This window comes from Bacteroides sp. GD17 (assembly GCF_038448625.1).
Lineage (GTDB): Bacteria > Bacteroidota > Bacteroidia > Bacteroidales > Bacteroidaceae > Bacteroides.
Genome location: NZ_JBCEZS010000008.1, coordinates 81,097 through 104,537, shown reverse-complemented (window position 1 = coordinate 104,537; position 23,441 = coordinate 81,097). Strand labels below are relative to the sequence as shown.

Sequence of the window (23,441 nt, the reverse complement as noted above, 5' to 3'; positions counted from 1 at the left end):
GATAACAAGTGTATCTCAAACTCCTCCGCCTGAAAGGGGAGGTGCCCGCTTGCGGGCGGAGGGGTCTTACATAAATAGAAAGTAACTTTGTGCAAGTCCCTTCGGATGTGAAACCCCTCCGCCCTACGGGCACCTCCTCTTTCAGGCGGAGGAATTTGAGATACTCCGTAAAATCCCATTTATCAGGCTGCCCTTTACCTGCTATACCCGAGCAAACCATTATTGCTTAACTTTCAAGACATTATTCCCTATTTTCTAAGATATTATTCCCTATTTTCTAAAACATTATTCCTCATCCTCCGGAACATTATTGCCTTTCATCTGTAACACTATTCCTTGTACTGCACAAGATGGCATCTTATGCTGCTCAAGATGGCATCTTGTGTTGCTCAAGATGGCATCTTGTGCAGTACATCAAAGGGAGTTCTGTTTCTGATGAAGTAATGTTTCTGCTGTCGGGCAATAATGTTTCTGCTGTTGAGTAATAATGTTCTTGATATTGAGCAATAATATTCCTGCTATCGGGCAATAATATTCCTTATATCCGGCAATATCCTTTTGAATCTCCTGCCGTAATTCCTCCCTCTTTCCCTCCTTCTGCTTCCTGAACTTTCTTCCTGCCACGAACTTTTCTTCCTAAGATTTGTCTTTCGCTCTCGAATGCCGTATTTTTGCAGCCGATGTAAACACGGAACTTAAAACAATAATATAATGAAGAACAAATCCCTTTCTATCCTTTCCTTCTTTTGCTTGCTGAGTGTATTGTGCCCGCTGGCCGCCACCGCACAAATCAACGAGTTGCCACGCTCCACGCCCGAGGCGGAGGGAGTCTCTTCAAAGGCACTTATCGCTTTGTTCGACTCTTTGACCGCACTGCCCAAGACCGATATCCATAGCGTAGTAGTGCTGCGCCACGGCAAAGTGATAGCCGAGACCTATCCGGCACCGTTCGCCCCGGAGTACCGCCACACGATGTATTCCTGCTCCAAGACCTTTGTCGGTGCCGCCATCGGCCTGGCCATAGCCGATAACCGCTTGCGCCTGACGGACCGTGTCGGCACTTTCTTCCCCGAACTTCTTCCCGATACCGTCTCCGGGAATCTGGCAGACATGACCGTCCGCGACCTGCTCACCATGACCTCGGGCATTGCCCCCGACTGGAACATGCGCAGCCTCACCCCCGACTGGATACGCACCTACCTCGCCCGCCCCGTGCAGACTCCCGGCAAGAAGTTTCAATACGACTCCATCTGTACCTACCTCCTCTCCGCCATCGTGCAGAAAGTAACCGGCATGACCTTGCTGGACTATCTGAAACTGAAACTCTTCACCCCGATGAACATTACGGACGTTGCCTGGGAAGTAAGTCCCGAAGGCATCAACACCGGCGGTTGGGGACTGCACATTCAAAGCGAGTCGCTGGCAAAATTCGGTTTGCTGCTGCTGAATCGTGGCATGTGGGAAGGCAAGCAACTGCTTCCTGCCTCCTGGGTAGAGCAGATGATGAGCAAGCAGATGGAGACCGGAGGCGACGGCTATGGCTATCAGATGTGGCTTTGCGAATACCCCGGTGCCGTGCGGGCCGACGGTGCTTTGGGGCAATACGTCCTGATTATCCCCGATAAAGATATGGTAGTGGTCATCACCGAATGTACTTTGATAGACGGCCGTACCCAGCGCCGCCTGGTCTGGAACCGTCTGTTGCCCCAAGTAACAGATGAACCGCTGACTCCGGGCAAGGACTACAAGCTGTTGCAAAAGAAGCAGAGTGCTTATCAACTGCCTTTAGTACAGGGTAAAGCAAGTTCATCTGTGGCCGGAAGATATGCCGGTAAAAGCATTGCTTTGGAGCCTAATAAATATGGCTGGCAGTCCCTCCGTCTGGAGTTCAAGCCGAAGGAGGTGACGATGACGGTTACTGAAAAGGGAGGTGCTGCGTACGAACTTCCGTTTGGCTATAAGCAATGGCTGAAGACGGCAGTAGATGCCTGCCCGCCTTATTCCGTCACTGCGATAGATCGCTTTAAAGGTATCGAAGGCCCTTTCTGGGTGGCAGGGAGCTATGCCTGGCAGTTGCCTGCCACTTTGCAGTTGAAGGCGCATTACGTAAACTGGGTCAGTGCCCTCGGCATTACCTTTAAGTTCGACGGAGATAAGGTGCTCTTGACGGTTGCGGAGAACTTCTCCTCCAAGGAGTCGGTAATCAAGGGGAGTGTACAATAGGTAGAATATAAAGCAGTTGCTGACAGAAAATAAAAGTAATAGTTATGAATCGTATTACACTTGCTCTGAAACGTCCTTTTATCTGGCTGTACCGTTTCCGCCATCGTTGCGGCTACGGGGTACATTCGCCTTTTGCTTTCAACCTGATAACGCAGGTGATTTATGAAAATACACCTTATTATAAGTATGAAGCGCTGGCTAAGGAAGAGAAGCAGCTGGCGTTGCAGAAAGACAGACACTGGAAATACGAGTCGAGGAAGATAAAGCGTCTCTTGTTCCGGCTGGTCAACTATACGCAGCCCGATACCATTGTAGATGCCGGCACGCTTGCCGCTTCTGCCCTCTATCTGAAGGCAGGCAAGGAAAGTGCGGACTATACTTCTGCTTCCGACCTCACCGAACTCTTCCTGGAAGCGGGTGTGCCTGTGGGCTTTCTTTATCTGCACGATTACCGTCATCCGGAGTTTGTAGAAGAAGTGTTCCGTATCTGTGCCGCGCGCACAACGGGGCAGTCTGTCTTTGTCGTCGAGGGCATCCGCTATTCTTCGCGCATGTCCGCCCTTTGGAAGCGTATGAAGCAGGACGAGCGGGCAGGCATCACCTTCGACCTGTACGACCTGGGTATCATCTTCTTCGATAAAACAAAGATAAAACAAGACTATATTGTCAACTTTTGATTATCTTTAGGCGTTTTACTCTAAACATCTTTCATTATGAAAAAGAGCCTTGTATATACCAAAACCGGAGATAAAGGAACTACTTCCCTCGTGGGAGGTACCCGCGTACCCAAAACCCATATCCGCCTCGAAGCCTACGGAACGGTAGATGAGCTGAACTCCAACCTGGGACTGCTTATCACTTACCTGCCCGACGAAGCCGATAAACTTTTTCTGCAACAAGTGCAGGACAAACTCTTTGCAGTAGGTTCCCACCTGGCCACCGACCAGGAAAAGACCCGGCTCAAAGACGCAAGCATCATCAACCCGGAGCTGGTTGAAACGATGGAACACGAGATAGACCGCCTGGACAGTCTCCTCCCGCCTCTTTCTGCCTTTATACTCCCCGGTGGAAGCCGTGGTGCTGCCGTTTGCCACATTTGCCGCACAGTCTGCCGACGTGCCGAACGCCGCATACTTGCCTTGGCCGAACAAGTGGAAATATCCCCGGAACTGCTGGCTTACGTGAACCGTTTGTCTGATTATCTGTTTGTTTTGTCGCGCAAAATCAACCAGGATGAGAAAAATGACGAAATATTTTGGAATAATAGTTGCAAGTGAAATATTTTGTTATACTTTTGCCGAAAAATAGAAAGTAGGACTTACTAAGTACAATTTTAATACTTATAGATATGTATTGGACGTTGGAATTAGCATCAAAACTAGAAGATGCTCCTTGGCCGGCAACTAAGGATGAATTAATTGATTATGCCATGCGTTCGGGTGCTCCGCTTGAAGTGATTGAGAATCTTCAGGAAATGGAAGATGAAGGCGAGATTTATGAAAGCATTGAAGATATTTGGCCTGATTACCCCAGTAAAGAAGACTTCTTTTTCAATGAAGAGGAATACTGATGCAGAAACGGTAAAGCCTTGTATATAGGCAGTAGAAAATAAAATGGACGATTGAAGAATCGCCCATTTTTCGTTTTATGCTGTTCCTTCTCTGGTTATTTCCCGGAGCGGGGTACGTATATCAGTTCTATTCCTTTGCCTTTCTTCAGGTTGCGGCTGTACTGCTTGTCCTTCGCATTGTTCCAATGCTCGGCCACGCCCAGGCTGGGCAGATAGGTGCCGTCGCCTTCGGGATCGTACTTGGTGCCGGAAGGTGCATTATCGGCTTGCGCGGCTTCCTGCAGGTACATATCCGAGTAGTTGACGTCGGGCATGTCGGGGAATTGGTTGATCAGGAAGTCATTTCCTACCATATCGATGGCTACCGGGTCGAGGCTGCCGAACACGGAACAGGGCCAGTTGCCGTTGAAAGGTTCCATGCTCCATTTAGGTGAGGGCATTCCGTCTACTTTCTTGCATCCGTACAGGCCGTCAATCAGCCAAAGCAGCCCTTTGCCACCCAAGTCTTTGTGTCCCATGAAGTCGACGAAGGTGATATACTTGGGCGTTCCGTCCGCACTTTGATTGAAGTTGTTGTGGAAGTTCTTTCTCCAGTCGGCATGGATGCTCATGGTTCCGTACCAGTTCTTACCGCAGAGGGTGACACCCTGTCCGACGTGCCCTTTCAGCAATGCCATATTGATGACGTAATCGGCTTCGGTGAAGGCTGTGGCAATGCCGCGTGCCAGCGGACCGTTGTCGCGGGAGTAAGCCATTGCGTCTGCCACATAGGTCGACTTGGTGCGTCCGTCGCCTCCATGATTATCTACGAAGCGGACTTTGGGGAATGCGCTGTGGCACTTCTCGAACAGAAAGTCGGTGATGAACCGGCTCGGCTCGGCAACGGTGATGGATTCTTCCGGTACCCCGGCGTCCCGTACCAGGCTTTTCAGCAATGACAACAGCAGTTGGGGAGAAGTATTTATCTCCTTGCAGTCGGCATGGGAGTAAGTATTGTTGTTGTTTACTTTAATCGTGACTTTTTCGGTGGGGGCATAACCGGCTTTTCCCTTTCCGTGGTTGGCATTGTAATACTTGAACAAGGCTTTCCAGGCTGCTTTTGCATTCTTGGTGCCGGTCAGCGAACAGAGGGCGTGGTCTATCAGCCAGTCGCAGTCTTCCTGGTTGTTGAAGCGGTCTTCGAACCAGAAACTGTCTCCTTCGTCCCAGTGTGCCGCGCCGGGTGCATGGCTCCAAACCACCCGGCCGGGAAATATTCCGCGGGCTGTCCCTACGGGCTGGTTGGCAGGAAGGCATTGCTTGACTGTAGATCCTTGGGGTGTATCTTGCCCCCAAGCAAAGGGACTTGCTATAAAGAAGAGTAAAAATAGCAATACCCGGTTAGCAATGCTCTCCCGGTTGCTTTTCAGAATTAAGAGAATGTTTTTCATCATACATTTATTATCATTTAGTCTTTCGTTAGCCAAAGATAGTGAATATCGCCAGTTTTACAAAAAAATGGTAGGATAACAATAATATCTCTCTTATCTTTGTGGTGTTTTCTCGCATACGAATGTAACACCCGTAATAATGACTGATATACAAGAAGGAACAACACAGCGGTTACCGGAATTGAAAGAACGGCATTTACCTGAAACCTGCCGTGGGGAAGTAAAAGCGCTTTTAAATGAGATTTATGGTTACGAACAGTTTCGCGACCTTGAGATTTACGATGATTTGTCCAAGAGCAGAGAGAAACTTTGCATTTCGCAAGGACAACTGATAGAGAACGTTATCCTGGAAGCGGAGAAGGCGCACAAGGGCGAAACGCAAGTAGATAATATTTTGCTGACGGCTCCCACCGGTTCCGGCAAATCATTGCTGTTCCAGCTTCCCGCCATCTACCTGGGAAAAGAATACAACCTGCTTACCATTGTGGTTTCTCCTCTGAAAGCACTCATCGTAGACCAGGTGGACAGTTTGCTCGATCTGGGCTATACACGCGTGGCGTATGCCTCTTCCGACCTCTCGCCGGAGCAGAAAATGGAAGTTTACCAGCAGGTGCGTGAAGGCGAAATAGACTTGTTCTACCTTTCGCCGGAGTTGCTTCTTTCTTATGACATCAAGCATTTTGTGGGCGAACGCCGTATCGGAATGGTGGTTATCGACGAGGCACATACGGTAACGACATGGGGCAAGGAGTTCCGTGTGGATTACTGGTTCCTGGGACGCTACCTGAGCACGTTGCAACGGAGCCTCGGCTATAACTTCCCGTTGTTTGCACTGACGGCTACGGCCGTATGGAACCCGAAGGGAGGCAACGACATGGTGTTCGAAACCATCCGCTCGCTGAAGATGGAACCTTGTGTGCTCTATGTGGGTACGGTGAAGCGCCGGAACATCGGCTTTGATATCCGCCAGATGGAGATAGAAGAAGGCGAGACTTACGATAAAGCCAAGCAACGTGTGATCTCTGCACGGGTAGACGATTTTCTGGACGGGCACAAGACGCTGCTCTACTATCCGTTTGCCAGCAGCATCGACATGCGCATCAAGACATGGGTGAAGCCGGCCGGCTGGTCCCTGGTGGCCTCTTATTATGGTAAGAAGGAGAAGGAACAGAAAGCTGCCATCGTGCAGGAGTTCAAGGAAGGAACCAAGCGCCTGATTGTGGCAACGAAAGCTTTCGGTATGGGAGTGGATATCAGTGATATCGACCGTGTGTATCATGTGGCTCCGTCCAGTACGTTTGTCGATTATATCCAGGAGATAGGCCGTGCGGCGCGCGATGCCGATATTCAGGGTATCTCTGCAACCGATTACCACGAACGTGATTTCTACTATATGAAGCGTCTGCACCAGACGGGGAACATCGCCCAGGAACAATTGGTGCTTATCCTGCGGAAGCTCATGGAAGTATACCGGATGAAAGGGAAAAAGCAGGAAATGCTGGTGTCCTTATCCGATTTTGAGTTTGTGGTGAAAATGCCGCGTACAAAAAATAAGTTGGAGTATGAGGCAGAGTTGGGACAGCTCATCAAGACCGCTTTGTTGTGGCTGGAAGATGACCTGGCACAGCGTTATGGGAAGCATCTGCTGGAAGTCAGCCCCAAGAATCTGCTCACCGAAGGATACGTTCAAGACAAGACGGGTGATGTCTTTGCCCGTGAATTCGAGCATTATCTGACGAAAGTAGAAGGGGAAGAAGGCGTCTACAAGGCGCGCTTGGAGGAACTTTGGGAAGAACGTTTCCCGGAATACGGTTATAAGGAATTCAAGCAGAAATTGAATAACGGAACGCTGTGGGAAGGTGCCCGTGCCGTGTCTGTGGGCAAGCATGAAGTCTTGCTGAAAGAAGATGCAACGGTGATTCGCGAACGGATGGACGCCTTGTTCAAGGACCTGACGGTGATGTTGAAGACTGCCCTGTTCAAGTCCAAAGGCCGTTTTGATGAGGAAGAGTTGCGGGCGCTCTTTGCCGAGCATGGCATGGATGTGCGCTCCGCCAAGCGTTTCATCGGCTCCCTGCTGGAAAGCCGTACGGAAGAAGGACGCAGCGTCAGCTATATCAGCAGCGTGAAGAAGAAAGACTCCAACGAACTTTCCTTTACCGTGACAAAAGGTTTCGATTTGCTCCTGTCCCGTTATCAGAAGCTGTTCAGCCAGCGCATTGTGGGCAATAAGGGCGCACGTTTACAGTTCTACTGCACGCCCTTCTCCGATTTGAATATGCTTCTCAATCTGCTTTCCATGCTCGATTGCCTTTCGTTCAGCGTCGAGGGTGGTGGTACGCCTTGTGTCTTTATCCGTTTCAATGATCCCGAGAACTTGCAGGAGATTGCATGCTCGGACGATTACCGGAATCTTATCCTGGATACCAACGAACAGATATTCCAGGAGCAGATTGACCTGTTTTCTTTCTTCTTCGGTACGGACCGGCTGACGGATGAACAGCGTTGGGACTTGATAGAAGATTACTTTACAGGCATGCATGTAGAGGAACTGAAAAAGAAGTTTGCACAATAGCGAAACATCCTCTTTCTACCATACGAATGCGGGGAAGGGCTATAGGACTAACTCCTTAAACAGCCTTTCCAGCGTTTGTTCCAGATTATCGGAAAAGCCTGCATGCGGACGGGAGGTCTGTATGCAGGAACTTCTTACGGCAGTGAGCCACCGGAAGCGTTCGGGCACATCGAGTGCAGCTATCGCCCCTCCGTCTTTATCTCCCGCACATATCTTCTGGAACACCTGCAAGTGGGCGGACGCCAGTTCCGGGTCCAGCTCGGAGGCGTATAGTTTCAGCTTACGCTCGTCTATATGGCAAAGAGAGCGGATGAAGTTCGCCTTTTTGGAGAACAGGATGACTCCCACATTGAAGAACTCTTCCCGTTCTACTTTGGGAACCAGACGGATGACTGCGTATTCATATAAGTGTTTTCCTTGCATCTTGCGCTTCTTTTACAAATGTTGCGGAATGGGCCAGTCTTTCGGTCAGAAAGCGGGTATATACTTCTCTGATTTCTTCGGGTGTTTGGGACGTGTCGTTCCACTGCAACCAGTCATCGGGCAGCAGGGCTACGATGGATTGTATTTTTTCCTCCGTCAGCAGGGCGCTGAGATCTGCATCCGCCTTTTCGAGTTGGGACGCTTCGGGCAGCAGTACATGGTTCTTGATGTAGTTGAACGGGCTTTGAGCATGCTTCTTCCAGTCTCCCCAGGAGTGGTGGAAATAGAGGGAGGCGCCATGGTCTATCAGCCAGAGTTCCTTGTGCCACGTCAGCATGTTGGTGTTGCGGGAGGTGCGGTCGATGTTGGTCAGGTAGCTGTCCAGCCAGACAATGCGGGAGGCTTGTTCGGCATCGATATGCGTGGCTGCGGGGTCGAAGGTGAGGGCACCGGACAGAAAATGCAAGCCCAGGTTCAAGCCCCTGCTACCTTGCAGCAGGTCTTGTATTTCTTCGTCTCCTTCGGTACGCCCGAAGGCTTCATCCAGATTCAGGAACACGAGCTCGGGCACGCGGAAACCCAGCGTACGGGCTATTTCTCCACCTATCAGTTCGGCTATCAGGGCTTTGGTGCCATGTCCGGCGCCACGGAACTTGACGACGTATTTAAACTCATCGTCTGCCTCGGCAAGCGCAGGCAGCGAGCCGCCTTCGCGCAGCGGAGTGATGTAGCGGGTCAGATTGACTGTACGTAATTCTATCATAGTCTATTATAAACGTATCTCTCAGTATGATTGTTCTATCTTCTGGAATGCCAGCCTTTCGTCTCCGTTGGCCAGGAAGATGATGCCGCAATAGCTGAAACCGTGTTTCTTGAGGATGTATTGCAGGATGTGGTTATCGCGGTGGGTATCGGCACGCAGGTTCGGAATCTGCCGGTAGCACCATTCCAGGCAGGCGGCGGCTACTCCTTTGCTCGTTTCGGTGCTTGCCAGACGGTGGATGACGCCGTAGGGAAGGGTGTCTTCCAGCCATTCTCCTTCGTAGATGCGGGCATAGGTGGGGTCGTTTCCCCGGATGAAGGCGAAGGTTCCGATGATTTCTCCGGCATCGTTGAGGCAGACGTAGCTGTTGCCATTAGTGATGTCTTGCATAATCAATTGCGGAGAAGGGTAGTTGCCCGTCCACTGCTTCATGTTTCCGTCTTTGCGCATGATGCGTTTGCCTTGCTCAAAGATCTCCATGAGGATTTCTATCTCAGCGGGTTGCGTCTTTCTGATTTCTATCATAAGCTTTATTGACTTTCCTTGATATAACAATGCAAATGTAGTGTGTTTTGTGGCTTGTTGTACTTTTCTTGATGAACAAACTCTGATGGTTCTTGTTTCTTTAGGAAGATTTTGCATATATTTGTCCCATAATTTTAAACACAATGAATTATGAAAAAGATTATTAGTGCCTTGATGATAGCTGTATGCTGTACACTGTGTGCAATGCCTGCCCAGGCGCAACTCCTTAAATGGGGTGTTAAAGGTGGTGTGAATGTGGCGAAGATAGATGTGAAGAACCCGGGGAACAATTTTAAGGAAGACAAAGTGGGTGGTTTCTTTATCGGCCCGATGGCCGAAGTTACCATTCCTATTATCGGCCTGGGTGTAGACGGTGCTTTGTTGTTCTCTCAGAAGGGCATCAAGGCTGATACGGATGCGTCGAAGCAGTATGGGCTGGATATTCCGGTGAACTTGAAGTATACGATCGGTCTGGGTAGCATGCTGGGCGTGTTTATTGCTGCCGGTCCCGATTTCTATTTCGACTTCTCCAAGAAAGAACAACTTGAAGGAGGGGATATTGATCGGAAGAAAACCCAGGTGGGCATCAATGTGGGTGCCGGTGTGAAACTTATCAAGCATCTGCAGATTGGTGTAAACTATAATATCCCGATGGGCGACAGCTTTACCTGGAAAGCTGCGGGCGATGCATTGACCCGCAAGGCCAAGACTAAAACTTGGCAGATTTCTGCTGCTTATCTCTTCTGATGCGGCAATTATTTGATTGATTAATATTGAAAAGGCTCTCCCGTTTGGGAGGGCCTTTTTCGATGAAATCGGCTAAAATTGCATTTGTTGCCTGTAATCGTCTATCAAACTGTCCATACCCAATGTAAAAGATATTCGTGCGTAACGATTAACTTTGCCGTATTTACAGTATAAAACAACAATGCAATGAAAGTATTAAAATCTTTGTTCCTGTCACTGCTGATGGCGATAGCCTTTTTCAGCTGTGGCGATGACTATGACGACACTGCCTTGCGCAATGACGTGAACGATCTTAAATCGCGAGTAGAAAAACTGGAAGCGTGGTGCAGCAATGCCAATTCTCAAATCTCTGCGTTGCAGGGACTGGTGTCTGCGCTGGAGGAGAACGATTATGTGACCGGCGTAGCTCCGGTGATTGATGCGACTACCGGAGAACAGACAGGTTACACGATTACCTTTTCTAAAAGTTCTCCTATCACTATTCTGAATGGTAAGGATGGTGCCGATGGTAAGGACGGTGTCGATGGTAAAGATGGTGCCGATGGTAAAGACGGTGCTGATGGTGCTGATGGTGCCGACGGTAAAGACGGCGCTGACGGCAAGGACGGCGCCACCCCCATCATCGGTGTGCAGAAGGGCGATGACGGAAAGTACTACTGGACGGTGAAGACCGGCGATGCCGCCCCCGCCTGGCTGACGGATGCTGACGGCAACAAAATCCGCGTGACCGGCGAGGATGGCGCCCCGGGTGCCAAGCCCGTGATTAGCGTAGATACGGCCGACGACGGACGCCTCTGCTGGAAGATAGACGGCGCGTGGCTGCTGGATGGAAATGGGAAGAAAGTACCTGTCACCGGGGAGAACGGCAAGGATGGTACCGACGGTAAAGACGGCGCCACCGGTCCTCAAGGTCCCGCAGGTACCGACGGCAAAGACGGAGCTACTGGTCCTCAAGGTCCCGCAGGCCCCCAGGGCGATGCCGTCTTCGCCGCTGGCGGTGTGGACCTCACGAACCCCGCCTTCGTCACCTTCACTTTGGTGGACGGGACGACGACGTTCACCGTTCCGCGCTCGGCGCCCCTCATGATGGGCAAGGGCGGGATAATCCTCTACCCGGCGGCCATGGATAGTTACGACGTCACGGTGACGCTGCCCACGGGCTTCACGGACAAAGATTACGTCTCCATCATGGCCGAGGTGAAAGGCAGCTTCGGCACGAGTACGGACGTGAAGACGCGCGCTGACGAGGGAAACAACATCGGCTGGAAGGTCTCCGTGACCCAACCGAATTTTGACGGAGAATGCGGGCAGGCCGTGGTGACGCTCACTGCACCCCGCATAGACGGGCAGGTGGCGGACGACGCCCCCGTGTGGCTGGAAGTGACCCTGCTGGACAGCAAGGGGATGAAGTACACGGCTACATGCGCCGTCAAGGTGATGGACGTAACCATCGTCTCTACCGCCGACGAGCTGATAAAAGCGTTGATGGACAACAAAGGAACGGCGGACGCACCGGTGAGGATTGTGCTGGCGAACGACCTAACCGTGACCGCGAAGGATGTGGATGAAGCTACGGGAACGTATAACGGCTACTTCGCCGTGCAAGGCTACAAGGTGCTGGACGGCAACGGCTTCACGCTGACGAATGGCATCGTCACCGGCAGAAACTACCAAATCAAGATTGAAGACAACAACACTTCGCTGGAACTGGCTGACCTGGTGATAAAGGATGATAATGTGCGTGGGAGCAATTTGTTCGACCTGAAGAATGAGTGCCGCCTCACCTTGGGCAAGGGTGTTTCCATCGTCACCAAAGGGAGGGACACTTCTAATAAGGCATTCGCCTACATCGAGGTCGGGTACAACGCTACGGTAGTGCTGGATGGCGTCAAGTTCGGCAGCGAGACGGGCAGCTTCGACCAGTGGATAAACGTGGGCGGTTCATATAACACGAACCTCGTGCTCAAAAGCTTCTCCTTCGGTGGGGCCGACGACTGCATCAACGTGATGCAGTCGATGCGTGCCCACATCAGCATGGCGCCCGGCATCGCCACCACGGTGCCCCTGTGCGGAATGTTCTACACGCAGGACTTCACCGTGACCCCCACCGAGGGACGGTTCACTGCGGCAGACGTGGCAAGGCTGACACTCCTTCCGGATAAGACGTGGGTAGACAGCGACGGCCTCAGCGACCCCAACGGCGAACAGTACGAGTTCTGGCTCGATGAGGCCACCAACAGCATCCGCCTGCGCCGGAAGGGAACGGTGACGACATTCGCCGGACTGGTGGCAGCCATTGATGCCGCGGATGGCACGGCAGATGCGCCCACGCTGATAGAGCTGGGAGCGGATATCAAGTTCCCGGCACGGACGGTTGGCATTTCTAATTCAATCCTCCTCCCCCAGGGCAAGCATATCGCCATCGATGGCGGTGCGGACAAATTTACACTCACGCGCGCCAATGCGGAGGACTTCCTCTTTTGGGTGACGGATGGCGCCTCGTTGCGGCTGACCAACCTGACGGCGGACGGCGAAAACACCAGCGGTAACGCCCTTTTCTTTATAGGAGATTCCAATATCTCACATCAGTATGGTATCGGACGGCTGACGCTGGGCAGCGGCTTCCGCCTGACGGGTGCGGTGTCCAGTAATATAGTAAACGGAATTGTCGTCCGCGGGACACTGGTGATGGAAGGCGATGCCACCATTACGGGCAACGGCACGGGGAATGCGGTTTCCCTCATTTCGTACAATCCCTCCCTGCACCTGACGGGAGGCAGCATCACGGGCAACAGCGGCGAAAGCCTCCTCTTGTCTTATAGCAATACCGCCCCCACCGTCACGGTGGACGCCGCCCTCCCCACGACCTCCGCCTACGTGCTGACGCTGGATAACTACATCACGGCGGACGGCACTGTCATCTGCGAAACGGTGGTCACCGGGGGGAACGGACATATCCTCACCGACGACGACTTCTCGCGCTTCACCTTGGAGAAAATCCGCAAGCAGGGCAGCAGCGGCTTCATCGCCCCCGACGGCTACGGGCTGTACCTCGACAAGGCGGCGAACGCCATCAAGCTGTGTGCGGGCATCGGTCTGCCCGACATTCCCGTGGGTGGGGAAGGGCTGGTGAAACCGTGACCGGTAGGATGGCAGAAAGAGTAACCTTATAATATTATATACATTAATAATCCAATAACAGAAATTCATATGAACCATAAATTCACATTCACCCACCCCCTTGCCCTTCTCGCCCTCTTGGGCGGAATGACCCTCGCCACCTCCTGCACCGATGATGCAGTCCCCGACGGCGGAAACCAAAACCCCGATGCCGCCCGACGTGGCAAGTCCATCACCCTGCGCGCCACCTTGCCTGCCGACCTCGCAGGTACGCGCACCACTATCACCGAAACCGGCACCTCCGGCAACCTGCTCAAACATCCCCTCAAGAGTGCCTGGACACCGCGCGATGCCTTCATTGTCTGCGCCAAGGGATACAACCTCTCCAACAAGTACCTCCCCCTCGATGCCACCGCTACCGCCGTCTTCACCACTGCCAATGGCGGCATCCCCTCCGCAGCCTTCACCGGCACCGACATCACCTACGACGACGATGCCCCGTTCGACTGCCAGGCAATCTATCCCGCCAAGCCGATTGACAGCGTCGAGGCGTTAGCACAGAGCTACTCCTACAGCAGACAAGTGCAGCGCGGCAACGGCGATACCCGCCACTTGGGCGACTTCGACTACATGACCGCCAACGGATACAAGCTCACCTCGCTTGCCGGCTTCGACTTCGAGTTCAAGCGCTACAGCTCGTTCTTCCGCTTCGTCATCACCATGACCGCGGCCGGTACCCCCGTCAGCCTCAACCTGACGGCTCCCACGGAGGAGCAGGCGTTCGTTGCCGATATCATCACCGGCACGCTGACCAACTGCCTCACTCTCGCCTTCTCCGACATGGAGAAGATACCCAAGGGCGGTCAGCTCGTGGCATACCTGGCAGTGTCGCCCAAACAGCTGGTTGACACCGAGCTCGTCCTCACCCTGACCTGCACCGACGCTACCTATACCTGTAAGGCCAAGGGGCATAGCAAATCGGAAAGCTCCGACCCCGCCGACCTCTACTACGTCCCGGGGAAGGTGTACGATGTGGCGATTGACAACAACTGGCATCTGGCCGCCGCCAACTGCATTACATATAGCTCGGCGATGGCTGGCATGCTCACGGCACCCGAACTCTTGAATACCAACGAGGAGAATTCCGCCGACAATCCCTATCTGATAAAGACAAACTCGAACCTGCATTGGCTGGTGAAGAACGTCAACGAGGGCGGCTTCCCCGCCGATGGCCCCGCCGCCACCGCCTACTACCGTCTCGACAGCGACGTCAAGATAAACGCCCCCAGCACCCCCGTCAAGTGGACGCCCATCGGTACCGCCGAGCACCCCTTCCAGGGCCACTTTGACGGTGCGGGCCACGTCATCACCGGCAGCCTCCAAGGCGATGCTCAGGAGTTCGGGTTCTTCGGTCACGTGGAACCCGACGAAAACTTCACCGCCGACATTCGCAACCTCACCGTGATGGCCGACGTGGAGAGCACCTTTGCCGACACCGACGTGAGCAGTAGAAGCGTCGGCGCCATCGTAGGCGCCGCGCAAGTGAATGTTACGGTGGAGAACTGCCATTTCGGCGGTCACCTCACCGTGTTGGGCCATTGTCCCACCTACTGCTACGTGGGCGGCATTATCGGCATCGCCGGTGTTGGCGGCGTTGTCATTGAGCGCAACGACATCTCCCGCATCACCGGTTGCACCACCACCTCCGGCGCCTCCGTCTCCTTTGCCGAAGGCGTCAGCGTCAATGGCGCTGCTAATCTCAGCCTGGGTGGCATCGCCGGGGAGTGCACATACGCCACCACCGTGTCCGGCTGTACCAACGGCGCCGCCGTCAGCGGGCCCGTCGTCGCGTCGGGCACGGGAAACGATCCGACATTTTACACCGGCGGCGTCGCGGGCTGCGTGCGACGGGAAAACCAGCAGGCGTCCATCCGTCAGTGTACCAACAACGGTGCGGTGACCGGCGGTGTCCATCCCGGCGTCACGACCTACACGGGCGGCGTCGTGGGCTTCCTCTCCGTCACCTCCGCGTCCAATCTCGTGAACCGCGGCACTGTTTCCGTTGCCGTAACCCCCGCTACCGAAGTCAAGCAGTGCGGCACGGGCGGCATTGCCGGTGCCCTCTCCTCCAATCCTCCGGGGTTCTACGACGGCACCCACTCCCTGCTCTACGCCGACAACGAGGGCGAGGTGACCGGCGGCGCGGCTGTCGTGGGCTCCTACACGGGCGGCATTGCGGGCGATAACCTCGACATCCGTCCCATCCACCTCTGCCATAACGGAGGCAATGTGTGGTCGCCCTCTGCTAGTAACGCCACCATCATCGCTACCGGTGCCTGGATAGGCTACAACAGCGGCCGCAGCAGCAACGGTACCACCACTACCTTCGGCTTCCTCTACGACTGCTGTACCATCGCCCCCGGCGTCACCGTGGATGGCGTGCCTGCCAACCCGCAGACTAACGGTATCGGCGGCGCTGCCACAGGCGGCAGTGATAAGCCTGCGCAGTGCACGGAGGGACACAGGGGAGATATGCAGATGCCGTAATCCCTCTCACTTCGCTATTAATGTGGTTTCGTCCCGTCCCTTGCATCAACAACTGCACGGGGCGGGACGTTTCTTTCCAAAAACTTCGTATCTTTGCCCCCGCAATGAAAAAATTCGTCGACGTCATATTGCCCCTGCCCCTGCACAGCTGCTTCACCTACTCCCTGCCTGCGGAGTGGGCCGACGAGGTGCAAATAGGTTGCCGCGTCGTAGTGCCCTTCGGCCGGAAGAAGTACTACACCGCCATCGTGCGCAACGTACACTATTCCGCGCCTACCGAATATGAAGTAAAAGAAGTCTCCGCTGTGCTGGACGCTGCGCCCATCCTGCTGCCCCGCCAGTTCAAGTTCTGGGAGTGGCTGGCCGATTACTACCTCTGCACGCAGGGCGACGTCTACAAAGCCGCCCTGCCATCGGGCCTGAAGTTGGAGAGCGAAACGATGGTGGAGTACAATCCCGACTTCGTATCCGAAACCCGTCTGCCCGAGCGCGAACAGCAGATACTGTATCTCCTCTCCGCCGACCCGGAACAATGCGTGACGAAACTCGAGAAGGATAGCGGCATCAAGAATATCCTCGCCGTCATCAAGTCACTGCTCGACCGTGAGGCCATCTTCGTGAAAGAAGAGATGCGTCGCACCTACAAACCAAAGACCGAAACCCGCGTACGCCTGACGTCCGCCGCCCGCAACGAACGCCGCCTGCACTTCTTCTTCGATGAATTGCAGCGCCGTGCGCCCAAACAGTTGGACTTGCTGATGAAATACATTGAACTCTCCGGCTGCCTTTCCGCCACCGGAACAGTGAAGGAAGTCTCCAAAGCGGAACTGCTGAAGCGTGCTGCTGCCACTCCCGGCGTATTCAACGGACTGGTGGAACGGGGAGTGTTCGAGGTCTACCAGCAGGAAATCGGTAGGCTGGATGCCGGACTTGTCAGGGAAACCGTTCCCCTTCATCCGCTGAACGAACACCAACAGCGGGCATACCACGAGATTATGGAAGATTTCCAAACCCGGAACGTCTGCCTGCTCTATGGTGTCACTGCGAGCGGTAAGACCGAGGTTTATATTCATCTCATAGAAGAAGTCCTCCGGCAGGGAAAGCAGGTGCTCTATCTCTTGCCGGAGATTGCCCTGACTACACAGATTACGGAGCGCTTGCAGCGTGTCTTCGGCTCGCGTCTCGGTATCTACCACTCCAAGTTTCCCGACGCCGAGCGGGTGGAGATCTGGCAAAAGCAACTGTCTGAAAGCGGCTACGACATTATCCTCGGCGTCCGTTCGTCCGTCTTCCTGCCATTTCGTAACCTGGGACTGGTGATTGTGGACGAGGAGCACGAGAATACCTATAAACAGCAAGACCCCGCACCCCGCTATCATGCCCGCAACGCTGCCATCGTGCTGGCATCCATGTACGGTGCCAAGACGTTGCTGGGCACGGCCACCCCTTCGGTGGAGAGTTGGCATAATGCCACGTCCGGCAAGTACGGGCTGGTGGAACTGAAGGAGCGATACAAGGAGATACAGATGCCCGAGATTATTCCGGTAGATATCAAGGAACTACACCGCAAGAAGATGATGAAAGGGCCTTTCTCCCCGTTGTTGCTGCAATATGTGCGCGAGGCACTGGAGCAGAAAGAGCAAGTCATCCTGTTCCAGAACCGCCGCGGTTTTGCCCCGATGATAGAGTGCAACACCTGCGGCTGGGTGCCGAAGTGCAAGAACTGCGATGTAAGCCTGACGTTCCACAAGGGGCTGAACCAACTGACGTGCCACTACTGCGGATACACTTACCAAGTGCCGCGTGTCTGCCCCGCCTGTGAGGGCACCGACCTGCGCCACCGCGGCTTCGGCACGGAGAAAATAGAAGACGACATCAAAACTCTCTTCCCCGAAGCACGCGTCGCCCGCATGGACCTTGACACCACCCGCACCCGTTCAGCCTACGAACGCATCATTGCCGACTTTGAGCAAGGGCGGACCGACATCCTCATCGGCACGCAGATGGTATCCAAAGGCCTGGACTTCGACCACGTCAGCATCGTAGGCATCCTCAACGCCGACACCATGCTGAACTACCCCGACTTCCGCGCCTACGAACGTGCCTTCCAACTGATGGCACAAGTAGCCGGCCGAGCCGGACGAAAGAACAAACGGGGCAGGGTAGTGCTGCAAACCAAAAGCATCGACCACCCCATCATCCCGCAGGTCATCGCCAACGATTACGAAGGCATGGTCGCCGGACAGCTTGCCGAACGGCAGATGTTCCACTATCCGCCCTACTATCGCCTGGTGTACGTCTACCTGAAGAACCGCAATGAGACGCTGCTCGACCTGATGGCACAAACCATGGGCACCAAGCTCCGCGCCGTCTTCGGCAACCGCGTACTCGGTCCTGACAAGCCCCCCGTGGCGCGTGTCCAGACTTTGTTCATCCGCAAGATTGTGTTGAAGATAGAGACGAATGCCCCGATGGCGCGTGCCCGTGAATTGTTGGTGCAGGTTCAGAAGGAAATGCTGATGGAGGACCGCTTCAAGTCGCTGATTGTCTATTATGATGTAGACCCGATGTAGCTGTGCCTCTTAAGTCCCCGATGCTTCAGTTTTACTCCTTGGTTCCCTGCAGGATTCCCGTATCATTGTCCATATTCTGAATGCTCTTTCGGGCCCCCTTGTAGCTCCGGCCGAAGTTGAGGTTGAAACTGGCTTTGACGACGACGAGATTCGACATGTTGTTGCTGTGTATATCGGACTTCACCGGATTCAGCGCCGACCAGTTCTCATTTTTGGAGCGGTAGGTTTTCACAAAGGGATTGTATACTCCCGCCATGATGGACCATGCCGGTTGTTTGTAGCCCGCCATGAGCGCATGCATCAGTTCTCCCTTCATCAGTTGTTCGCCATATACAAGCCGGTTGGGTGGGGCGATGGTGGTAAAGTTCATCATCCAATTTCCGAACGAGGCATCCAGGTCGATGCGCACTTCTTTCAGCGTATAGGTGTGCAGGTAGTTGTTTCCGGTGCTGATGTAGCGGTTTATGCCGGGTGTGACGGCGAGGCTGAGGTGGTCTTTCCAAGGCTTTATCTTGAAGGTGACTTCTGCTGCCAGCTGCCGGAAAGACTTCTGGTTCTCATAAGTATGCACAAATACTCCTTGTTCGTAGAGCACACTCTCCATGATAGGGCTCTTTTCGTATGAGTAGCGTACCAGGGCGTCTATGCTGCAAATGCCTGAGGAGTATACTGCATTGAAGTCCTGGATGGTGCTATGGAATGACTTCAGATTAGGATTCCCTCTGCGTATCTGCAGGTTGTCAATGCCCTGCTCTATGTCGTTGAGGTAGGCAATGGAAGGAACGTTGTTCTTCAGATTGATGTGGTAGCGGAAGTGCAACTCATCCGTCGGGTTGTAGGATAACAGGAAGGAGGGCTGAAGGGCGTACTTCTCACTGCGGTTATCTTCCTGGCTGTAATAGAAACGGCTGAGTGTGAGGTTTGCCATATAGCTCCAGTTTTGTATCTTGCCTCGATATTCGGCATACGCGTAGCTTTCGGCTTGCCTCATGAGGATGTCTTTCTGGTTGCCGCCCCGATATTGATTGTCGGTGTAAGCCTGCATATGCTTGAGTCCGCCGGATAATGTGCCATATTCCATTTCCTTTTCATAAATACCTTCTGCTATCAGAGAGTATTTCTTACCGGATACATCGGAGTGGAGTTCGGCATTGGCTGCATTTTCAGCTTCTTCGTGGTAGGTGCGGGTGCTGCTGCTGTTGATATAGGTGCCCACCAGGTTGAAGATGAGTTGCTGGTTGTGTTTCAGGCTTTGCTGGTAGTACAGGTCGAGAGCCGGCAGGTGGTTTCGCTCGCGGGTATGGTCGTAGATGGACAGGGGAATGTCGGAGTCGGAAGTATAGAGTTTGCTTTTCCGGTCCTCGTAACCGGCAGGATTGTCTTGCAGGGTATATCGGAGTTGGGCGTTGAAAAGATATTTTCCTTTATCCTGCAGGCTGTAAGTCAGATTGGAGGTCAGCAGTTTCTTGTTGAACAATGTAGGTTCGCCGGTTTCCAGCTGGTGCAGTTGCTTGTCGGGGAAGTGGAACCATTCGTCGTATTCGCGCGTCCAGTCTCCCTTGCGCTGTAAGTAGTGCACGTTTGCAGATATTTCGGACTTCCCGTAGTTGTATCTGCCGGAGAACATATCATCGATGGAAGTACGGTCGCTTCCGATGCCGTGGAGTGCTTCTCCGTTCAGGCTGAGGCCTGAGTTGCGGACTCTGGTGATGTAATCAATCACGGCGGCAGCACCTCCATAGCGCGCTCCGGGGCTGTCGTGGTATTCTATGCGGAGAACATCTTCTGGGTTGAGAGCGGCAATCTCTGCATAAGTGACCTGGATGCCGTTGATCCTTAGTTGTACTTCTCCATTGCCGGAGACGGTCACTTCGCCGGATATGACGTCGACCATGATGCGGGGCAGTTGCAGCTTATTTAGCAATTCCAGACCGCTCGAAGAGGTTTTCAACTGGCTCCGGGTGGGGAGGACGACTTTGTGGTCGCCTTTCTCGATGACGGAGCGGGCTTTTACGGTTACTTCGTCCAACTCGATCGCCATGACGCCTGTAGAATCTTTGGCAATTAATTGCGCACGAGAGGGGATAACCATACAGAACAGTATGGTCATAAATGATACGATGGTTTTCATAAATGTTTATTGTAGGGGGATTGCTGCCTGATGTGCCAGGCAAAGGTTTGAATAATGAATTAGTTGGTAATGCGAATCAGTAGCCGGATTACTTATTGCCTGCATACATCGAATCAGCCCGAGATATGGCCTGCGGGGTGTCCGAAAATGCCGTATTTGAGCAAAAATATGGCTTTTGGGGTGCCCGAGGTGCCGCATTTGAGCAAAAATCCGACTTTCAGGGTGTCCGAAAATGCCGTATTTGAGCAAAAATATGGCTTTCGGGGTGTCCGAGGTGCCGCATTTGAGCGAAAATCCGACTTTCGGGGTGTCCGAAGGTGCCGCATTTGAGCAAAAATCCGACTTTTGGGGTGTCCGAAGGTGCTGCCGCACTAAAAGTTCCTTTCATTTCCGGCAGGAACAGGTGCTAAATCCAACTCCTGATTCGTATTTAGTAGTTAAGGAGGTCGTTGTACAGCCCTTTCAGCCGTTTTCTGAGGTGGAGGACTGCGTAATGTTTCCGCGATAACAAGGAGTTGACAGGAACTCCGGTGGTCTGTGAAAGTTCTTTTGCCGGTATGCCCTCCATTTCCATGAGCTCGAATGCTTCCCGCTGTTCGGGTGGTAGTTCCGAGAGTGCAACTTCCAACTCTTGCCAGACGAGCGAGCGCATGTACTCCGTTTCGGGAGAGGGGGCGGACTCACCGAACAGTACTTCCGAAAAGTCTTCCAGTACGTTGTCGTCTTTATCGTAGCTCGGTGAGGGTAACTCTTCCTCTTGCATTTTTTTGCTTTTGTTGATGATCGTGTTACGCGTCACACGATACAACCAGGCAGTCACTTGCTCGATGGGGTTGAAGGTTGTTTCGATGGTTTTCACCAACTGATAAAAGACATCTTGCAGAATATCTTCGGCATCTTCCTTGCTCGAAACCCGCTTCCGGATAAATGCCTTGAGGCGGGGCTGATGCTCGGCTATCAGTTCTTCCAGGTTGCTGTCTTTTCCGGGTTGATTATTCATCTTCTTTCGGCTTTTCGCTTCCTTTGGGCTTTTCTGTCCTTTGTGCTTTTTCGCTTTCTCCCGATCTTTCCGTTTGATTGTCAAACCCGCCTCTGCTGAAGAAATCTTCTCTATCGAAAGGACCTCCGAAACCGAAATTCCGCCTCCGGCTGATAAAATTCTTACGTTCTTCGGGCGACATCTTTTCCCATTTTTCACGGAATGGGTTTCCGGTTCTGCCGCTTCGGGGCATCCGTCGCCCTCTTCCTCCGGGGAAAGGGAAATTGCCGAAAAGAAGCCGTGCCAGGACAAACAGTGCCAGTGCCTGCCAGAAACTGATACAGGCTGCTCCAAGTATTGCCGGCATCACTGCGTTCCACAATAACATGATGGCTGCGCCGAAACCTGCGACTGCCAATATCCAAAACAGGGGTATAAGAAAGAATCTCTTTTTCATAATGTGCTAATTTTTATTGGTTCATACTGCTTTGAGGACGTTCTCTATCTATGCAGACAATCGTGGTGGAGAAATATTTTAGGGAAACACAAAAAAAATCTATCTTTACGCCCCAAAGCAAAAAATGTAGCTATGAACAAGCCCCATAAAATCCTTTTTGTATGCCTCGGCAATATCTGCAGGTCCTCGTCGGCCGAGGGAGTGATGAAACATTTGGTGGAAGAAGCCGGCCGTGAAGATGAATTTGTGATAGACTCTGCCGGTATTCTGTCCTATCACCAGGGCGAACTGCCCGACAGCCGGATGCGCGCCCATGCCGCCCGTCGCGGATACGACTTGACTCACCGCTCACGCCCCGTACGCACCGAGGACTTCTACAACTTTGATTTGATAATAGGTATGGACGACCGCAACATCGACGACCTGAAAGACCGTGCTCCTTCACCCGAGGCGTGGAGCAAGATTCATCGCATGACGGAGTATTGCACCCGGTTTACACACGCCGACCACGTACCCGACCCCTACTACGGAGGCGCCGAAGGCTTCGAATACGTGCTCGACCTGCTGGAAGATGCATGTGCAGGGCTATTGGCAAGCCTCAATGGTTGACGTACGTGTCCTGATAAAACCGTTTATTGTCGTTCAGGCTGCAAGTCGCATCCACACCGGATTCCTGCAGGCGTTTAGCAATTTCGTTCAGCTTCTTTCTTGAAACCCGGCCGATGTAGAACAGCCGGTAGCGATAGTTTTCATCCAGCAATTCCATGACATGTGTAAAGTTCTGTTCGCGGGCGAAGTCGAAGTTCACCTTGCGCAGTTTTTCGTACTGATAGCAGATGGTCCGGCCTACACTGTGCACCAGGAGTCCGTCTGTTGCCAGCGTCAGGTAGCAGAAACGGGTCATCAGCATGCTGATGAAGAACAGGCTCAGCCCGAAGGAGATGATGGCAGGTATGAATCCCCACCACACTGAACTGCTGATGCAGTAGTACCCCAGTATCAGGAACATGAGGAATAATATGAAGAACCAGAACATATAGAGTGAAGGGCGCTGGTATGTTATTTCCTGAGATCTGAGGATAACCTCCTCTTGAGGCACGTAGTTGTCAAAAGGTATCTCTTTTGAAACCAGAAAACGGATGACTGACGACGGATGGCGGAAAGGAGGCACGTAAACGGCTTTATCTTGCCCTCCTTTCAGATGCAATGTCAGTACGCCGGGACCATATTTGTCCTTGCCCGCAGGCTTGCCGTCTTTGCGGGGTGCTTGGTGATAACGTTTCATAAAACTGAAACTCTGAATCTGATGTAGCCCTATGTGCTGGCTTTGCAGCAATCGTTCGGCTCTTTTCTGTTCTTTTGCGGTCACTTTCATGGT

General features: G+C 53.0%; 18 protein-coding genes. 10 read left to right on the top strand and 8 right to left on the bottom strand.

Features of this window, described 5'->3' with window-relative positions; all coding sequences use genetic code 11:
* The first annotated feature begins 711 nt into the window (after positions 1-711).
* The 4 genes from bas-suc (at position 712) to AAE250_RS14200 (ending at position 3,793) form a co-directional block, all read left to right on the top strand.
* Positions 712-2,223 carry a 3-succinylated cholic acid synthase gene (gene bas-suc / locus AAE250_RS14215; protein WP_294601640.1) on the top strand — a complete coding sequence of 504 codons (1,512 nt, stop codon included), beginning with the start codon at positions 712-714 and terminating at the stop codon, positions 2,221-2,223.
* A gap of 44 nt (positions 2,224-2,267) precedes the next feature.
* Positions 2,268-2,900: a hypothetical protein gene (locus AAE250_RS14210; RefSeq protein WP_294601638.1), complete on the top strand. Its 633-nt coding sequence runs from the start codon at positions 2,268-2,270 to the stop codon at positions 2,898-2,900.
* 36 nt (positions 2,901-2,936) lie between these two features.
* A complete protein-coding gene (locus AAE250_RS14205) occupies positions 2,937-3,500 on the top strand; it encodes a cob(I)yrinic acid a,c-diamide adenosyltransferase (RefSeq protein WP_294601636.1) in 564 nt (187 codons plus the stop codon).
* 71 nt (positions 3,501-3,571) lie between these two features.
* Positions 3,572-3,793, top strand: coding sequence for a DUF2795 domain-containing protein (locus AAE250_RS14200; protein WP_002558131.1), 222 nt, complete (start codon positions 3,572-3,574; stop codon positions 3,791-3,793).
* A gap of 95 nt (positions 3,794-3,888) precedes the next feature.
* Here AAE250_RS14200 and AAE250_RS14195 read toward each other — a convergent pair whose 3' ends face one another.
* Positions 3,889-5,226 (bottom strand): DUF362 domain-containing protein, encoded by a 1,338-nt coding sequence (locus AAE250_RS14195; protein ID WP_294601634.1) that lies wholly within the window; start codon positions 5,224-5,226, stop codon positions 3,889-3,891.
* Between the two features lie 136 nt (positions 5,227-5,362).
* Between AAE250_RS14195 and AAE250_RS14190 the strand changes: the two genes are divergently transcribed.
* Complete coding sequence (locus tag AAE250_RS14190; protein ID WP_294601632.1) at positions 5,363-7,798, top strand: helicase-related protein; 2,436 nt, start codon at positions 5,363-5,365, stop codon at positions 7,796-7,798.
* Between the two features lie 39 nt (positions 7,799-7,837).
* On the opposite strand, the gene AAE250_RS14185 is transcribed toward AAE250_RS14190, so the two are convergent.
* Genes AAE250_RS14185 through AAE250_RS14175 form a run of 3 tightly spaced genes read right to left on the bottom strand, consistent with a single transcriptional unit; the run spans position 7,838 to position 9,509 of the window.
* Positions 7,838-8,221, bottom strand: coding sequence for a DUF3037 domain-containing protein (locus AAE250_RS14185; protein WP_294601630.1), 384 nt, complete (start codon positions 8,219-8,221; stop codon positions 7,838-7,840).
* Positions 8,199-8,981, bottom strand: a complete 783-nt coding sequence (locus AAE250_RS14180; RefSeq protein WP_294601694.1) for a HipA family kinase — start codon at positions 8,979-8,981, stop codon at positions 8,199-8,201. The genes AAE250_RS14185 and AAE250_RS14180 overlap by 23 nt, the downstream gene beginning before the upstream one ends.
* Before the next feature lie 24 nt (positions 8,982-9,005).
* Positions 9,006-9,509 carry a GNAT family N-acetyltransferase gene (locus AAE250_RS14175; RefSeq protein ID WP_294601629.1) on the bottom strand — a complete coding sequence of 168 codons (504 nt, stop codon included), beginning with the start codon at positions 9,507-9,509 and terminating at the stop codon, positions 9,006-9,008.
* Positions 9,510-9,659: 150 nt separating this feature from the next.
* On the opposite strand from AAE250_RS14175, the gene AAE250_RS14170 reads away from it, so the two are divergent.
* From AAE250_RS14170 to priA, 4 genes are all read left to right on the top strand, one after another.
* Positions 9,660-10,256, top strand: coding sequence for a porin family protein (locus AAE250_RS14170; protein WP_294601628.1), 597 nt, complete (start codon positions 9,660-9,662; stop codon positions 10,254-10,256).
* Positions 10,257-10,442: 186 nt separating this feature from the next.
* A complete protein-coding gene (locus AAE250_RS14165; RefSeq protein ID WP_342289075.1) occupies positions 10,443-13,397 on the top strand; it encodes a PL29 family lyase N-terminal domain-containing protein in 2,955 nt (984 codons plus the stop codon).
* 69 nt (positions 13,398-13,466) lie between these two features.
* Entirely contained in the window at positions 13,467-15,923 is a 2,457-nt protein-coding gene (locus tag AAE250_RS14160) for a fimbrillin family protein (RefSeq protein WP_342289073.1), read from the top strand.
* Between the two features lie 104 nt (positions 15,924-16,027).
* Entirely contained in the window at positions 16,028-18,496 is a 2,469-nt protein-coding gene (gene priA, locus AAE250_RS14155) for a replication restart helicase PriA (RefSeq protein WP_294603177.1), read from the top strand.
* Positions 18,497-18,527: 31 nt separating this feature from the next.
* Here the strand turns inward: priA and AAE250_RS14150 are convergent, their stop codons facing one another.
* The 3 genes from AAE250_RS14150 to AAE250_RS14140 all read right to left on the bottom strand — a co-directional run bounded on the left by AAE250_RS14150 (position 18,528) and on the right by AAE250_RS14140 (position 22,063).
* A complete protein-coding gene (locus AAE250_RS14150) occupies positions 18,528-20,627 on the bottom strand; it encodes a TonB-dependent receptor plug domain-containing protein (RefSeq protein ID WP_294603178.1) in 2,100 nt (699 codons plus the stop codon).
* 430 nt (positions 20,628-21,057) lie between these two features.
* The gene (locus AAE250_RS14145) at positions 21,058-21,627 is read right to left on the bottom strand and encodes an RNA polymerase sigma factor (RefSeq protein WP_294603179.1); all 570 of its coding nucleotides are present in this window, start codon (positions 21,625-21,627) and stop codon (positions 21,058-21,060) included.
* Positions 21,620-22,063 (bottom strand): hypothetical protein, encoded by a 444-nt coding sequence (locus AAE250_RS14140; RefSeq protein WP_294603180.1) that lies wholly within the window; start codon positions 22,061-22,063, stop codon positions 21,620-21,622. Before AAE250_RS14140 ends, AAE250_RS14145 begins: the two co-directional genes overlap by 8 nt.
* Positions 22,064-22,195: 132 nt before the next feature.
* On the opposite strand from AAE250_RS14140, the gene AAE250_RS14135 reads away from it, so the two are divergent.
* Positions 22,196-22,672 (top strand): low molecular weight protein-tyrosine-phosphatase, encoded by a 477-nt coding sequence (locus AAE250_RS14135; protein WP_294603181.1) that lies wholly within the window; start codon positions 22,196-22,198, stop codon positions 22,670-22,672.
* On the opposite strand, the gene AAE250_RS14130 is transcribed toward AAE250_RS14135, so the two are convergent.
* On the bottom strand, positions 22,662-23,438 hold the full coding sequence (locus tag AAE250_RS14130) for a hypothetical protein (protein ID WP_294603183.1): 777 nt from the start codon (positions 23,436-23,438) through the stop codon (positions 22,662-22,664). The genes AAE250_RS14135 and AAE250_RS14130 overlap by 11 nt on opposite strands.
* Between the last annotated feature and the right edge of the window lie 3 nt (positions 23,439-23,441).